At 66.1% G+C, this 14,329-nt stretch carries 14 protein-coding genes; 11 read left to right on the top strand and 3 right to left on the bottom strand.

Features of this window, described 5'->3' with window-relative positions; translation table 11 throughout:
• Positions 1–204: 204 nt before the first annotated feature.
• The 6 genes from J3367_RS10590 to J3367_RS10565 all read left to right on the top strand — a co-directional run bounded on the left by J3367_RS10590 (position 205) and on the right by J3367_RS10565 (position 8,192).
• On the top strand, positions 205–2,394 hold the full coding sequence (locus tag J3367_RS10590) for an anthranilate synthase (protein ID WP_421460911.1): 2,190 nt from the start codon (positions 205–207) through the stop codon (positions 2,392–2,394).
• Positions 2,395–2,416: 22 nt separating this feature from the next.
• On the top strand, positions 2,417–3,322 hold the full coding sequence (locus tag J3367_RS10585) for a cation diffusion facilitator family transporter (RefSeq protein ID WP_024350389.1): 906 nt from the start codon (positions 2,417–2,419) through the stop codon (positions 3,320–3,322).
• A 157-nt stretch (positions 3,323–3,479) separates the two neighbouring features.
• Positions 3,480–4,577 (top strand): sensor histidine kinase, encoded by a 1,098-nt coding sequence (locus tag J3367_RS10580; protein WP_421460908.1) that lies wholly within the window; start codon positions 3,480–3,482, stop codon positions 4,575–4,577.
• Between the two features lie 426 nt (positions 4,578–5,003).
• Positions 5,004–6,674: a 2-isopropylmalate synthase gene (gene leuA, locus J3367_RS10575; RefSeq protein WP_421461216.1), complete on the top strand. Its 1,671-nt coding sequence runs from the start codon at positions 5,004–5,006 to the stop codon at positions 6,672–6,674.
• On the top strand, positions 6,674–7,489 hold the full coding sequence (locus tag J3367_RS10570; RefSeq protein WP_421460905.1) for an alpha/beta fold hydrolase: 816 nt from the start codon (positions 6,674–6,676) through the stop codon (positions 7,487–7,489). The genes leuA and J3367_RS10570 overlap by 1 nt, the downstream gene beginning before the upstream one ends.
• 85 nt (positions 7,490–7,574) lie before the next feature.
• Positions 7,575–8,192 carry a hypothetical protein gene (locus J3367_RS10565; RefSeq protein ID WP_024350393.1) on the top strand — a complete coding sequence of 206 codons (618 nt, stop codon included), beginning with the start codon at positions 7,575–7,577 and terminating at the stop codon, positions 8,190–8,192.
• Here the strand turns inward: J3367_RS10565 and J3367_RS10560 are convergent, their stop codons facing one another.
• A complete protein-coding gene (locus tag J3367_RS10560; protein ID WP_421460902.1) occupies positions 8,193–9,143 on the bottom strand; it encodes a metallophosphoesterase family protein in 951 nt (316 codons plus the stop codon).
• A 58-nt stretch (positions 9,144–9,201) separates the two neighbouring features.
• On the opposite strand from J3367_RS10560, the gene J3367_RS10555 reads away from it, so the two are divergent.
• Positions 9,202–9,663, top strand: a complete 462-nt coding sequence (locus tag J3367_RS10555) for an NUDIX domain-containing protein (RefSeq protein WP_024350395.1) — start codon at positions 9,202–9,204, stop codon at positions 9,661–9,663.
• On the opposite strand, the gene J3367_RS10550 is transcribed toward J3367_RS10555, so the two are convergent.
• Entirely contained in the window at positions 9,654–10,646 is a 993-nt protein-coding gene (locus J3367_RS10550) for a glutathione S-transferase family protein (protein ID WP_024350396.1), read from the bottom strand. The genes J3367_RS10555 and J3367_RS10550 overlap by 10 nt on opposite strands.
• Before the next feature lie 59 nt (positions 10,647–10,705).
• Here J3367_RS10550 and J3367_RS10545 point away from each other — a divergent pair, with 59 nt between their 5' ends.
• The 3 genes from J3367_RS10545 to J3367_RS10535 all read left to right on the top strand — a co-directional run bounded on the left by J3367_RS10545 (position 10,706) and on the right by J3367_RS10535 (position 12,550).
• Positions 10,706–11,455 carry a GNAT family N-acetyltransferase gene (locus J3367_RS10545; RefSeq protein ID WP_421460898.1) on the top strand — a complete coding sequence of 250 codons (750 nt, stop codon included), beginning with the start codon at positions 10,706–10,708 and terminating at the stop codon, positions 11,453–11,455.
• Between the two features lie 110 nt (positions 11,456–11,565).
• On the top strand, positions 11,566–12,144 hold the full coding sequence (locus J3367_RS10540) for a hypothetical protein (protein ID WP_421460897.1): 579 nt from the start codon (positions 11,566–11,568) through the stop codon (positions 12,142–12,144).
• Entirely contained in the window at positions 12,137–12,550 is a 414-nt protein-coding gene (locus tag J3367_RS10535) for a hypothetical protein (protein ID WP_421460894.1), read from the top strand. Before J3367_RS10540 ends, J3367_RS10535 begins: the two co-directional genes overlap by 8 nt.
• A gap of 192 nt (positions 12,551–12,742) precedes the next feature.
• Here the strand turns inward: J3367_RS10535 and J3367_RS10530 are convergent, their stop codons facing one another.
• The gene (locus J3367_RS10530; protein WP_024350400.1) at positions 12,743–13,126 is read right to left on the bottom strand and encodes a winged helix-turn-helix transcriptional regulator; all 384 of its coding nucleotides are present in this window, start codon (positions 13,124–13,126) and stop codon (positions 12,743–12,745) included.
• A 108-nt stretch (positions 13,127–13,234) separates the two neighbouring features.
• On the opposite strand from J3367_RS10530, the gene J3367_RS10525 reads away from it, so the two are divergent.
• A complete protein-coding gene (locus J3367_RS10525) occupies positions 13,235–14,245 on the top strand; it encodes a zinc-binding alcohol dehydrogenase family protein (protein WP_421460891.1) in 1,011 nt (336 codons plus the stop codon).
• The last annotated feature ends 84 nt before the right edge of the window (positions 14,246–14,329 follow it).

Raw genomic sequence — 14,329 nt, 5'->3', positions numbered from 1 at the left:
AGGCCGGGTCGTCTATCCGATTCCCATGGACATGATGATCTCTGCAAAGAACTGGTGGTGGGCTCGCTGATAGCGGCCGGACCATCACGCATGTGATCAGTACCTCAAGGCCGCCTCGGATCATCCGGCGGCCTTTTTGCTATGTCGCCGGGGGTCCGGGCACGAGACCCGCAACGAGCTTGTCGCAAGACCCGGAGAAGATTCATGGTGACCGAACAGACCGAAGACGGACGGGAACGGTATGTGACCGCCGGAGGCATCGCCATCACCCGCAGCCGGCAGGCCGTGGCGTATGAGGGCGCGATCGAGCCCTATTTCGACTGGCTCGACACCCGCCGCGGGGCGGTCCTGTTCTCCAACTACGAATATCCCGGCCGCTACACGCGCCAGGACGTCGCCTTCGTCGATCCGCCGCTGGTCATCTCGTCGGACAGGCGCGACATGCGCATCGAGGCGCTGAACCCGCGCGGCCGTGTGCTGCTTGGCTTCATCGACGCGGCGCTGGCCGGCAATGGCGACATCGCGAACCGCACGCGTAGTGACGACGTCATCGACCTGACCATCATCGAGCCGACCGCGGCGGTGACCGAGGAAGAGCGTTCGCGCATGCCGAGCGTCTTCTCGGTGCTGCGGACCATCGTGTCGCTGTTCCGCTCCGAGGAGGGCCGCGAGCTCGGCCTCTACGGCGCCTTCGGCTACGATCTCGCCTATCAGTTCGAGCCGGTGCCGGAAGTGCTGGAGCGCGATGCCGAGCGCCGCGACCTGGTGCTGTACCTGCCCGACGAACTGCTCGAGGTCGACCATTATTCGGCCTCGGCGTTCCGGACCCGCTACGACTTCGCCATGGACGGCGCCTCGACAGAGGGTCTGGAGGGCGGCGGGCCGGATGCGCCCTTCGCGCCCTCGGACCGGATCCCGCCCCGCGGCGACCACAAGCCTGGCGAATATGCCGACCTCGTGCGCTCCGCCAAGGAGAAGTTCATGCGCGGCGATCTCTTCGAGGTCGTGCCCGGGCAGGTCTTCTACGAGCGCGCCGAACACCGGCCGTCGGAAATCTCGCGCCGGCTCAAGGCGGTGAACCCGTCGCCCTATTCGTTCTTCGTCAATCTCGGCTCGAACGAGTTCCTGATCGGCGCCTCGCCGGAGATGTTCGTGCGGGTCAACGGCCGCCGGGTCGAGACCTGCCCGATCTCCGGCACGATCAAGCGCGGTGACGACGCCATCGCCGATTCCGAGCAGATCCTGAAGCTCCTGAACTCCAAGAAGGACGAGTCGGAGCTGACCATGTGTTCCGACGTCGACCGCAACGACAAGAGCCGGGTCTGCGACCCGGGCTCGGTGCGGGTGATCGGCCGGCGCCAGATCGAGATGTATTCGCGCCTCATCCATACGGTCGATCACATCGAGGGCCGGCTGCGCGACGGCATGGACGCCTTCGACGCCTTCCTCTCCCATGCCTGGGCGGTGACCGTGACCGGCGCACCCAAGCTGTGGGCCATGCGCTTCATCGAGAACAACGAGAAGAGCCCGCGCGCCTGGTATGGCGGCGCCGTCGGCATGGTGCATTTCAACGGCGACATGAATACCGGCCTGACCCTGCGCACGATCCGTCTGAAGGACGGCATCGCGGAAGTGCGGGCCGGCGCGACGCTGCTCTACGATTCGAACCCCGAGGACGAGGAGGCCGAGACCGAACTGAAGGCCTCGGCGCTGATCGGCGCCATCCGCGAGGCGGGTGCGCCCGATCCGGCCGCCGCCAAGCGCGATTCCGCCAAGGTGGGGGAGGGGCTGCGCATCCTCCTCGTCGATCACGAGGATTCCTTCGTCCATACGCTGGCGAATTATTTCCGCCAGACCGGCGCCGAGGTCTCGACGGTCCGCACGCCGGTGCCGGCGGAGATCTTCGAGCGGATCGCACCGGATCTGGTGGTGCTGTCGCCGGGACCGGGCAATCCGTCCGACTTCGACTGCAAGGGCACCATTGCCCGGGCGCGCGAGCACGGCGCGGCGATCTTCGGCGTCTGCCTTGGCCTTCAGGCCCTGGCCGAAGCCTATGGCGGCACACTGCGGACGCTGCACATGCCGGTGCACGGCAAGCCGTCGCGCATCCGCATTTCCGATCCTGGCATCATCTTCGCCGGCCTGCCGGCGGAGGTCACCGTCGGGCGCTACCACTCGATCTTCGCCGATCCCGTGCGCCTGCCCAAGGATTTCAACGTGACGGCCGAGACCGAGGACGGCATCGTCATGGCCTTCGAGCACCGGACCGAACCGGTATCGGCCGTGCAGTTTCATCCGGAGAGCATCATGAGCCTCGGCGGCGATGCCGGCATGCGGATGATCGAGAACATCGTCGCGGCACTGCCGCGCCGGGCCCGCGAACAGGCGGCCTGACACGGTGAGCGGCGGGTCGGAAATGGCGGCGGGTGCTGGTGCCCCGCTGGTGAAGCGCATTGCCATGGCGTCGGTCGCCGTGGCGGTGATCGTGCTCGCGATCAAATACGCCGCTTACCGGATGACCGGGTCGGTCGCGCTGTTCTCCGACGCACTGGAATCCATCGTCAACGTCGTCGCCGGCCTGATCGCGCTCTGGGCCGTCACGCTCAGCTACAAGCCGGCCGACAGCGACCACCCCTTCGGTCACACCAAGGCGGAATATCTGTCCGCGGTGATCGAGGGCGTGTTGATCGTTCTGGCGGCGCTGCTCATCCTGCGCGAGGCATGGCAGGCCTATCTGGTGCCGCGGGCGATGGAGGAGCCGCTGATCGGCATCGCCATCAATGCCGCGGCAACGACCATCAATGCTGTCTGGGCGACCTATCTGATCCGCCAGGGCGCCGCCCGCCGCTCGCCCGCCCTTGCCGCGGACGGACGCCACATCATGGCGGACGTGGTGACCTCCGTCGGCGTCATCGGCGGCTTGCTGATCGCCACCAGCACCGGCTGGACGATCCTCGATCCGCTGATGGCGGCCCTCGTCGCCCTGAATATCCTGCGCGAAGGGTATCTCGTTGTCATGAGCTCGCTGTCCGGGCTGATGGACCGTGCGATCGACCCGGAGGAGGAGGCCACCGTCCGCGACATCATCTCCTCGCATGCGGATGGAGCGCTCGAGGTTCACGATCTGAAGACCCGGCTGGCCGGCCGGGCGATCTTCATCGAGTTCCACATGGTCGTACCGGAAACCATGACCGTCGGCATTGCCCATGAAATCTGCGATCGCATCGAGGATGCGCTGCAGGTGGCCTTCGACGGGGCCCGGGTGTCGATCCATGTCGAGCCGGAAGGCGAGGCCAAGCAGACGGGCGTGCCGGTTCTCTAACCCCGCCGGCTCGCCATGGCTCTGAGATCAGGGGCAGCCCCTTGAAATCAAACGGCGATTGCTTGCCATTTCCCGCCGCAGCGGCAATAGCTGGCGGCGGAGGGGACGCTGGAGTCGCGACGGGTTCGCGGCGCACTGCAACTGGACGGGGATCACCATGGGGGTCGACATCGGCGCGCCGCGCGGCAGGGCCAATCTCGCCGGCCTGAACGGCGTGCAGGCGTTTCTCGCCGCCATCTCCTGGCGCGAGAGGCCGGTGCTTCGCTGGGTCTTCGCCATCGTGGCGATCGGGCTCGCCTTCTGGGTCCGCTACGGGCTGGACGAGCAATTGCCGGCCGGCTTCCCGTATCTGTCGTTCTTCCCGGCCGTCATCATCACGACCTTCCTCGCCGGCACGGCGCCGGGAGCGCTGGTCGGTCTCCTTGGCGGCCTGTCGGCCTGGTACTTCTTCATTCCGCCCTTCGATTCCTTCCTGCTCACCGGCGGTTCGCTGCTGGCGCTGGTCTTCTACGTCTTCATCGTGACGGTCGACATCGTGCTGATCCACTGGATGCACGTCGCGCTCGACCGGCTGACCGTCGAGAAGGAGGCGACCGCCCGCTATGCCAACGAGCGCGACCTCCTGTTCCGCGAGCTCCAGCACCGGGTCTCCAACAATCTGGCTGTCGTGTCGGCGCTCCTCAACACCCAGGCGCGCGTGTCCTCCTCCGCCGAGGCAACCGCCGCTTTGCAGCAGGCCTCCGCCCGCATCGGCCTCGTCTCTAAGATCCAGCGCCAGCTCCATGATCCGAGCCGCCAGAGCCTCGACATGGCGCCCTATCTGGCGCAGCTCGGCCCTGACCTCCTGGCGGCATCGGGGGTGACCAACGTCACCTATCTGACCGATGTCGCGCCCACCGAGGTGGATGCCGAGACGGCCGTGCCGCTGGCGCTGATCGTGACCGAACTGATCTCCAACGCGATCGAGCATGGCTGCGCCGACGGCCGGCCGGGCACCATCCGGGTCTCGTTGCACCGCGAGGACGCGGCAGGCACTGCGGGCGAGGGCTGGACCCAGCGGTTGCAGGTCGCCGACGACGGGCCCGGCTGGCCGGACGGCTTTTCCATTGCCGCGTCCCGCAATCTCGGCATGCGCATCGTCGCCTCTCTGACCCAGCAGATCGGCGGGCGCTTCGAGACGTCGAACGACGGCGGCGCGGTGGCGACGCTCGTCTTCGAAGCCCGGCCGGCCTTCGGGGCGTCGCCGGCGGACTGACCGGGCCGGCCGCGACTGTTGCATTTTCGGCTTGCCATCGACGGATTTGCGGCTAGTCTTCGCCGCATGAACGCGACGCCATCCATCTTCGGCATGATCGCGGCCCCGAGCCGGGCCGGCGACGCCGTGCGTCCGCTCTCGCTTCTACGCCTTCTCCTTCTTAGCTGCGGCCGTCGGACCCGTTGACCTGAAGGGGGCGTCCGGCGGTCGAGCCGGCACTGTGGTCCGACCCGGCCCGCGCGCTCAGCCCCTCTCGCTTTACAAGACGGTTCCAATTGCCGATGACCGGCCAGATGCGCGCGAAGCCGCCGCAGCCGTCATCCGCCCAGCGATCAAGGTGCGAAGACCATGTCCGTTACACCCGCCACCCGTCCGGCCGCAGACGTCCGGCAGGCGCCGCCCGAAACGGCAGAGCGCCGCGGCACGATGCCGTCGGCCTCCCGCAAGTACCAGCCCTATGGCCAGGTCGATCTGCCCGACCGGACATGGCCGTCCAAGACCATCACCGAGCCGCCGATCTGGTGTTCGGTGGACCTGCGCGACGGTAACCAGGCGCTGGTCGATCCGATGGGGCAGGACCGCAAGGCCCGCTTCTTCGCACTCCTGAAGGCGATGAATTTCAAGGAGATCGAGATCGGTTTCCCGTCCGCCTCGCAGACCGATTTCGACTTCGTGCGCTGGTGCATCGAGGAGGGCGAGACACCCGACGACGTGTCGTTGCAGGTGCTGGTGCAGTGCCGGCCGGAGTTGATCTCGCGTACCTTCGAGTCGCTGGAAGGGTCGCACCGGCCGATCGTGCATTTCTACAATTCCACCAGCGAATTGCAGCGCCGCGTCGTGTTCCAGAAGGATCGCGCCGGCATTCGCGAGATCGCCACCGACGCCGCCAAGATGGTCGTCGACATGGCGGCCAAGGCCGGCGGCGGCTACCGCTTCCAGTATTCGCCGGAAAGCTTCACCGGGACCGAGCTCGATTTCGCGGTCGAGATCTGCAACGCGGTCGCCGAGATCGTCCAGCCGACGCCTGAGAACAAGTTGATCCTCAACTTGCCGGCGACGGTCGAGATGTCGACGCCGAACATCCATGCCGACCAGATGGAGTGGATGTGCCGCAATCTCGACAATCGTGACAGCCTGATCGTCTCGCTGCATCCCCACAACGACCGCGGCACCGCGGTCGCGGCCACCGAACTGGGCCTGATGGCCGGGGCGGACCGGGTCGAGGGCACGCTGTTCGGCAATGGCGAGCGCACCGGCAATGTCGATCTCGTCACTTTGGCGCTGAACATGTTCACGCAAGGTGTGGATCCGGGTCTCGACGTCTCCGACATCAACCACATCAAGGAGATCTTCGAGTACTGCAACCAGATGACGATCCACGAGCGTCATCCCTATGTGGGCGAACTGGTCTACACGGCCTTTTCCGGGTCGCATCAGGACGCGATCAACAAGGGCATGAAGGCCCGCAAGGTCGCCAACAAGGAATTGTGGGAAGTCCCGTATCTGCCGATCGATCCGAAGGATGTCGGCAGGTCCTACGAGGCGATCATCCGCATCAACTCGCAGTCGGGCAAGGGCGGCATCGCCTATGTGCTGCAGGCCGATTACGGCCTCAACCTGCCGCGCAACCTGCAGGTGGAGTTCCGGGAGGACATCCAGCACATCACCGACGAGGAAGGCCGCGAACTGCCCGTCAAGCGCATCTACGAGCGCTTCATCGAGCGCTATGTGGAACAGCCGGACGGTCGCATCCGGTTCGTCGAGCACACCACCCGGCCGAGCGCGAATGTGAAGGGCGAACGGATCGTCGAGGCGACCATCCTCGACAATGGCGTGGAGACAACGATCGAGGGGATCGGAACCGGGCCGATCGACGGGTTCGTGAACGCCCTCTGCCGCCATCTGGGCCTGGAGTTCTCGGTGTTCGACTATTCGGAACACTCGCTGGGGGCCGGCTCCGACGCGGGCGCCATCTGCTACATGGAAGTGCAGCACGAGGGCGGACGGCTGTTCGGCGTCGGCATGAAAAAGAACATCGTCACCGCTTCGCTCGAAGCGCTGGTCGCCGCGGCGAACCGCCTCCTGGCGACACGCTGATGAGCGACGCCGAAGCACCGCGCCTGTTTGCCATCGAACAGGGCGGCGAAGCCGGCGGCACGGCGCGGCCCGTCGTGCTGCTGCACGGCTTCGACGGTCGGGCGGCGGTGTGGGAGGCGCTGCAACGGCGCCTCGCCACTCCGCAGCGGCGGGTTCTCGCCTTCGACCTGCCGGGCCACGGCCAGTCGCGGGACTATCCCGGCTTCGGTCCGCCCAAGGTGGCGGCGCGGGCCGTGATCGCCGAGATGGAGGCGCGTGGCATCGCCTCCGCCCACCTCGTCGGCCATTCGATGGGCGGCGCCATCGCCTGCCTCGTCAGCCTGTTCGCACCGGACCGCGTAGCCTCGCTGACGCTGCTCGCCCCGGGCGGATTCGGCCCCAAGATCGGCAGCGACCTGATCGCAGCGGTGATGACGGCCGAGGGCGCTGAGGCAGTCCGCACGTCGCTTGGCGCGATGGGCGCCCCGGGCTGGCAGCCGGACACCGAGACGGCAGCCGCGATCGCCGCCGCCCGCACGCCGGAGGATCGCGCCGCGGTCGCGCAGATGTTCGATCTCCTGTTCACGGCCAGGGATGGCGGCGGGGGCGGGACGCAGGGCGTTCTGCCGCTCGAGACCATTGCCGCAACCGGCCTGCCGATCTCGCTCGTATGGGGCACGGAGGATCCGGTCACACCGTTTGCGCAGGGTGCCGAGGCGCCGCCGGGCTTCGCCCTGACCGCGCTGGCCGGGCACGGCCACATGCTGATGCTGGAGGCGGAAGACGCCTGCGAGAGCGCGATTCTGGCGTCGATCGAGCAGGTCGATGGCGCCTGAGCCGGAGCGGCACGCAGTTTCTTCCAATCGCGAATCCGAATATGATAAACCCCCGGTTAACGAATTGGATTCGAGGCGACGATCGATGGGCGAAGGCAAGGACAATGTCGCGACCCTGATGGGGACGAAGCGACTGGCCGATGCCGTGCGACAGGCCAAGATCGCTGCCGCGCAGCGTTCGGACGTCGTCGTCGATATCCGTGAGGCCGATCGTGCGCGGCTCGAAATCCTGCAGGAAGAGCTGCAGCCGCTGATCGACGAACTGCCGGCGGGCGAGGACATGTTCGACTTCACCCTGTCGGGCGGCGCCCATGCGCGGCTGTGGATCGACGGCACCGCCAATGTCGTCATGGCCCGCGACCGGCGCACCTATCGGCTCGTCCGCGAAACGCGCCTCGGCCGGGTCACGCTGGTGGAATCCACCGAAGCGCGAATCATCGCCGATCGGGTGACGGACTACGTCGCCGAGCGGATCGTGGAGCGCGACAAGGCTTTCGCGGTCAACGACGAACTGAACGAGCGGATCGCCAAGCCGGCGCATCCGGTTCGCCGGACCAACGAGGCGCCGCTGCGCCAGCCCGAGCCGCAGCGTTCGCGTTCGACCGACTTCGTCATCGCGGCCGTCTGGCTGATGATCGGTGTCGTCGTCGGTGCCGGCCTGCTGCTGGCGATCTCGTCCTATCTCGGCGTTTCCGTCGGCTGATCAGGCCGCCGGCCGCGAATCCTCGCGCGAGGTCGTGTTGACGGCGCGCCCCTCCGTGAGCAGTTCGCGCTGGCGCACCCAGCCGATGCCCGGACGCTCTTCTCGGGCGCCGCGTTCGCGCTGGATCAGCGACCATTTTCCCGGCTCGCCATCGATCTCGAACAGATTGTAGCGCGAGGCCGGATGCGAGCTGCCGGGCGCCTGGCTTGCCGACGGCACGCCGACCACCGGCACCATGCCCTGCGGCCCCTTCAGCCAGTGCAGCGTATCCAGATGGGTGTGGCCGTGCAGCACGAGCTCGGCGCCCATCTCGTGTATCACCTTCGAGAAGAACTGCTTGCCGATCAGCCGCTTGTGCCACGCCGTCGAGCCGGAGATCGGCGGATGGTGGATCAGCACCACGCGAAACTGGCCATGTGCGCCGGCGTGTTCGAGCTGCTTGGCCAGCGCCATTGCCTGGCGCCGGCGGAACGTGCCGGTAGCGAAGAACGGTGCCGTCGCTTCGGCGGTCGAGACGCCGAAGATCGCGACGGGGCCACGGACCCGCACATAGGGGAACGAGTTGCCGATGGCGTTCAGCGGATTGTCGCCGATCATGTACTCGTACCATTCCCGGTAGGACCGCTTCAGCGCGCCGGGGACATAGGCGTCGTGGTTGCCCGGCACCACGGAGACGTCGTGCGGCTTGCCGAGTTCCTCGAGCCAGATGCGGGCCGCCATGGTCTCGACCTTGGTGGCCAGATTGACCAGGTCGCCGGTGACCGCGATGTGGTCCGGCGCTTCCTGCTGCAGGTCCTGGATGAGGTTGGCAAGCGTGTCGCCGAACATCACCCTTCGGCGATTGCGATGCCAGTTGACGTAGCCGGTCACCCGCTTTGACGCGAGTTCGCGGATCGACAATTCAGGCAATGGACCGAGATGGATATCGGAGAGATGGGCAAGACGAAACATGCCTGTCATCCTAGGTGAGGAGAGACGGATTGCTAGGGTTGGCGAACGAAGGACGGCGATGCGTTTCGAGAAACTGATGGTGCGCATCCTGCATGGCGTGCATGTGGTGGCCCGGCCCATGACCCTCGGCGTCCGCGGTTTCGTCTTCGATGACGCGGGGCGGATCTGCCTTGTGCGACACACCTATGTCTCCGGCTGGTACCTGCCCGGCGGCGGTGTCGATCCCGGCGAGACGGCAGCCGAGGCGATGACGCGCGAGGTGCGAGAGGAGGCGGGGATCGTGCTTCTGGACGAGCCGGAGCTGGTCTCGGCCCATTTCAACCGCAATGCCTCCAACCGCGACCACGTGCTGCTCTATCGCTGCGGCGCGTTCCGGCGCGAGGCGAACCACAAGCCGGGCGCCGAGATCGCCGAGATGGGGTTCTTCGCGCCAGGCGAGCTGCCGGATGGCACCACCAACGCAACCCGGCGCCGTCTCGCCGAACTGGCCGGCGAGACGGCGCGCGATCCCTATTGGTGAACGGCCAGCCGCTCGCGCCCATGCGGCACGGTGAGATCCTGCTTCGGACCGACGGGGATGATGCCGGTCGGATTGATCGTTGCATGGCTGGAATAGTAGTGGCCCTTGATATGGTCGAAATCGACCGTCTCGGCCACACCCGGAACCTGATAGAGTTCAAGCATGTATTTGAAGAGGTTCGGGTAGTCCCTGATCTGCTGAAGATTGCATTTGAAATGCCCGAAATAGACCGGGTCGAAGCGGATCAGCGTCGTGAACAACCGCCAGTCCGCCTCGGTCGGTGCGGCGCTGGCGACGAGGTAGCGCTGCTTCGACAGCAACGCCTCGAGCCGGTCGAGCGCATCGAACAACTGTTCGAAGGGCTTCTCGTAAGCCCGCTGCGTCGTCGCGAAACCGCATTTATAGACGCCGTTGTTGACGTGGTCGTAGACATCCGCGTTGATCGCGTCGATGTCGTCGCGCAGATCGTCGGGTGACAGGTCGACCGAGGCGTCGCCATAGGCGTCGAAGCCGCGGTTCAGGATGCGCAGAATTTCCGAGGATTCATTGTTGACGATGGTCCCGGTCTGCTTGTCCCAGAGGACCGGCACGGTCACCCGCCCGGTGTAGTGCGGGTCGGCTTCGAGGTAGATTTCATAGAGCCGCTTCTTGCCGAAGATCGGATCGGGAATTGCCCCGGGACGGTCGGAAAAGACCCAGCCTTCCTCGCCCATGTGGTAATCGACCACCGACAGGGAGATGACGTCCTCCAGCTTCTTCAGCTTGCGGGCGATCAGCGTGCGGTGGGCCCAAGGGCAGGCGAGGGAGACGTAGAGATGGTAGCGGCCGGGCTCGGCCTTGTAGCCGGTCTGGCCGTCCGGGCCGGGCGATCCGTCGGCGGTGATCCAGTCGCGAAAGCTCGTGGTCGAGCGCTGGAAGCTGCCGCCGGTCGATTTCGTATCGTACCATTTGTCCTGCCACTGGCCGTCTACGAGCAGTCCCATTGGCGATCTCCTTCGGTTCGGGTTCGTCAGACTAACCGAAGTGGCCCCGGCGCGTTCCTGTGGCAGCCGCGACGCAGCGTCAACGCTCCGGCACCGATCGGCCGGAGGGGCCCGGCTGGACCTTGCCGGATCGCAGTGCTAACCGGATTGCCGGACTTGAGGAGTGCTCCGATGATCATCCGCCGACGACGACACAGGATCTGCGCGCACGCGCACTGACCGTCGTCGTTTGCCGGTATCCCGATCAGCCGATGGGAGCCCAGCGAGCGGCGCTGACGCCCGCCCGACCTGGAATGCCCCTCATGCTTGCCCTTTCCGACGTCCGGTATCTGCCGGAACATCCTGATCACCATGCCGCCATCGATGCCATTGCCGCAGAGGCGTTCGGCCCCGGTCGCTTCACCCGCGCCGCCGAGCGTGTTCGCGAGATGGCCCGCCATGCGCCGGCGCTCTCCTTCGTCGCCGAGCACGGTGGGGCGATCATCGGTTCGGTCCGGCTGACCCCGATCGCGATCGGTAACGCGCCGTCGCTGATGCTGGGGCCGCTCGCGGTCCGGCCGGCCTTCAAGAACCGTGGCGTCGGCAAGGCGCTGATGCAGCGCGCCGCTACGGCTGCCCGCGAGGCCGGCGAGAACTCGATCATCCTCGTCGGCGATCCGCCCTATTACGCGCCGCTCGGCTATCGACCCTTGCCGCGCGGCTCGGTGATCATGCCGGGCCCCGTCGATCTGGCCCGGCTCCTTGGCCTGGAGCTCGTCGACGGTGCGCTCGGCGGGGTGACGGGACATGTCGGCGCGCGGCGCCTCTGAGCGCTGTCCGGCAGGCTCGATGAACCACAGGCAAGCGCCGGATTGCGCCGAGCGGCAATCCGTCCTAAAATTCCGTAGGGGAATGCGGAAGGTTCGACGCAATGCCCGCCATGATCGACATAGTCGCGATATTGGTGACGATCCTGGCACCGCTGGTGCCGGCGATCCTGCTCTACAGGTCCGTCCCGTCCACCGGACAGGCGAGTGGCGCGCTGGCCGGCGTGAATTTCAAGCTCGGCGGCGCTGTCGCCGGCTATGTCGTGATCTTCCTCATCGCGATCCTGTTCCTGAAACCCATGACGATCAGCTCGCCCCGCTACGAGATCGTCAAGATGCAGGGCACGGTCGAGATCGGCGGCGTCGCCGAGAACGAGCTCGACATGCGATCCTTCCGGATGAGTATCAGTCCGCGGCAATGGGGACAGGAAGGCACGGTCGGCCCCCAGTTGGTGCGGTGGACGGCGTCGGTTCCCAGGAAGATCAACCCCGACGGCAAATCCCCCTGGTTTTTCGACTATTTCGTCGTCTCCTACGATGGGCACCAGAGCAAGATGATCCCGGTCAATGGCGGGACCCTGCTGAGCGGGATCGACACGATCGACTACGGCAAGCAGGTCCTCGAGCCCGTGCGCCGGGGAAGAGCATCGGAGATCATCCTCAGCGAAGCGGGAGGCCGCGCGGATGATTGAGACCAGGACTTCTCGATCAGCGATTGCGCTGTGCCTGGCGCTTTCCGCCCTGGCGATCGCGCTCGCGATGAAACCCGTTCATGCCGGCGGCCTGTTCGGCGATCTGGTGGCGAGCGAGGCCGCCAATACCGGCGACGACGCATCCCCCAGGGCGCCGAGAAGCCGCGCAGGCAGGGAGAAGGCGCTGGCCGATCAGCTCATCAGCCTCTGTTCGGAGCCGGACACCTGCATGCAGGCCGTGACGAACGATTCCGGCTACTTCCAGTTCGATGACGTTCCGCTCGGAACCTACACCCTTGAGACCCTGGGGCCGGACGGGAGCGTTGTCAGCGGAAGCGTCGACGTCGAGGCGGACTCGATGCAAGGGTTGAAGATCGTGACCCCGTCTGCCGCGTCGAAGAGGTGAGAGACCGCGAAACGGGATCGCGGTGATCGCCGAGTGCGTTCGTCTCCCAAGCCGAAGGCGCGATCGGGGATCTGCCAGCGGCGCCATGCTCTGACATGTCCGCAAACCGCTTCGAGGCAGGCCACCGTCCGACCCGACGATTGCCCGTCGACTGCCTCCCCGCCGCGTGATCCGCGTACCGCCGGCCTCGGTTCACGCAGCCGCGTGTTCGGCGCGCGGTTCCAGCTTCTGCGGTTTGCCGTAGAGGCCGATATTGGCGTCGCCCCACTGCTTCAGCGATCGCAGGATCGGCTCCATGCTGCGGCCGAGCGGCGTCAGGCTGTATTCGACCTTCGGCGGCACCTGCGCATAGACCTTGCGGTCGATGAGGCCGTCTTCCTCCATCTCCCGCAGCTGGTTCGTCAGCGTCCGCGGCGTGATGCTGACGAGATGCCGCTTCAGTTCGCCGAACCGCAACGTCCCGTCCAGCAGATGGAACAGGATCACCGACTTCCACTTGCCGTCGATCAGCCCGATGGCCGCCTCGACGGAGCAGCCGGGCGTGCAGTCGAACCGGGAATGCCGGATCTTCGCCATGGTGGTATCCTTCTTGATACTAGTGGCGTCATTTGTGCGTATTGCTCTCATGCGAGCATAGGAACATCTTCGGCCCTGTTCAATCGGATGGTGTGACGGAGCAGGATGATGGAAGCGATTGCGTACAAGAATGCCGGAACGATCGATCGGCCGGACGCGCTGGTCTACGTGGAACTCGACCGCCCCGTTCCGGCCGGCCGCGATCTTCTCGTCGAGGTGCGTGCGATCTCGGTCAATCCGGTCGACTACAAGATCCGGGCAAATGTCGATCCGGACGGCGCGTGGAAGGTGCTGGGCTGGGACGCGGTGGGCCGTGTCGTCGAGGCCGGCGAATCCGTCGAGGGCTTCAAGGTCGGCGACGACGTCTACTATGCCGGATCGCTGGTGCGTCCCGGGGCCAACAGCCAGTTCCATCTCGTCGACGAGCGCATCGTCGGACACAAGCCGACCTCGCTCTCCGACGCCGAAGCGGCGGCGCTGCCGCTGACCGCGATCACGGCGTGGGAAATGCTGTTCGACCGGTTCGACCTGACCCGGCCGGTGCCGGGTTCGGCGAACGCCATCCTGATCATCGGCGGCGCCGGCGGTGTCGCGTCGATCGCCATTCAGCTGGTTCGGGCCCTGACCGACATGACGGTCATCGCCACGGCCTCGCGTCCGGAAACCCGCGACTGGGTCATGGATCTCGGCGCGCACCACGTCATCGATCACAGCAAGTCGCTGGCCGACGAGATCAGGGCCCTCGGCATCGGTGCGCCCGGCTTCGTCTTCTCGACCAACGGAACCGCCGACAATCTGGACGCGATCGCCGAGCTGATCGCGCCGCAGGGACATTTCGGTCTGATCGACGACCCCGAGGCCCTGAATGTCTCGGCGTTCAAGCAGAAATCCGTCTCCACCCACTGGGAGTTCATGTTCACGCGATCGATGTTCGAGACCGCCGACATGAACGAACAGGGCAAGCTGCTCGACAAGGTCGCCGAACTGATCGACACCGGCAAGGTCCGCACGACGCTGGGCGAGGTGATGACGCCGATCAATGCCGAGACCCTGAAGGAAGCACACCGCAAGTCCGAAACCGGCCGGGCCAAGGGCAAGATCGTCCTCGAAGGCTTCTGACCGATTCGATTTAGATCGGCGGTCTCCCCGTCAGCGATCGCCCCGACCGGTCGGTTCACGTCTTCCGGTCGGGGCAGATTGGTC

This window comes from Aurantimonas sp. NFXS3, assembly GCF_049132005.1.
GTDB classification, from domain to species: Bacteria; Pseudomonadota; Alphaproteobacteria; order Rhizobiales; family Rhizobiaceae; genus Aurantimonas; species Aurantimonas coralicida.
This window is presented reverse-complemented; position numbering and strand designations above follow the sequence as displayed.

Coding starts and splice junctions, on each gene's coding strand:
- J3367_RS10590 (WP_421460911.1), top strand. CDS start 205: ATGGTGACCGAACAGACCGAAGACGGACGGGAACGGTATGTGACCGCC.
- J3367_RS10585 (WP_024350389.1), top strand. CDS start 2,417: ATGGCGGCGGGTGCTGGTGCCCCGCTGGTGAAGCGCATTGCCATGGCG.
- J3367_RS10580 (WP_421460908.1), top strand. CDS start 3,480: ATGGGGGTCGACATCGGCGCGCCGCGCGGCAGGGCCAATCTCGCCGGC.
- leuA (WP_421461216.1), top strand. CDS start 5,004: ATGCCGTCGGCCTCCCGCAAGTACCAGCCCTATGGCCAGGTCGATCTG.
- J3367_RS10570 (WP_421460905.1), top strand. CDS start 6,674: ATGAGCGACGCCGAAGCACCGCGCCTGTTTGCCATCGAACAGGGCGGC.
- J3367_RS10565 (WP_024350393.1), top strand. CDS start 7,575: ATGGGCGAAGGCAAGGACAATGTCGCGACCCTGATGGGGACGAAGCGA.
- J3367_RS10560 (WP_421460902.1), bottom strand. CDS start 9,143: ATGTTTCGTCTTGCCCATCTCTCCGATATCCATCTCGGTCCATTGCCT.
- J3367_RS10555 (WP_024350395.1), top strand. CDS start 9,202: ATGCGTTTCGAGAAACTGATGGTGCGCATCCTGCATGGCGTGCATGTG.
- J3367_RS10550 (WP_024350396.1), bottom strand. CDS start 10,646: ATGGGACTGCTCGTAGACGGCCAGTGGCAGGACAAATGGTACGATACG.
- J3367_RS10540 (WP_421460897.1), top strand. CDS start 11,566: ATGATCGACATAGTCGCGATATTGGTGACGATCCTGGCACCGCTGGTG.
- J3367_RS10535 (WP_421460894.1), top strand. CDS start 12,137: ATGATTGAGACCAGGACTTCTCGATCAGCGATTGCGCTGTGCCTGGCG.
- J3367_RS10530 (WP_024350400.1), bottom strand. CDS start 13,126: ATGGCGAAGATCCGGCATTCCCGGTTCGACTGCACGCCCGGCTGCTCC.
- J3367_RS10525 (WP_421460891.1), top strand. CDS start 13,235: ATGGAAGCGATTGCGTACAAGAATGCCGGAACGATCGATCGGCCGGAC.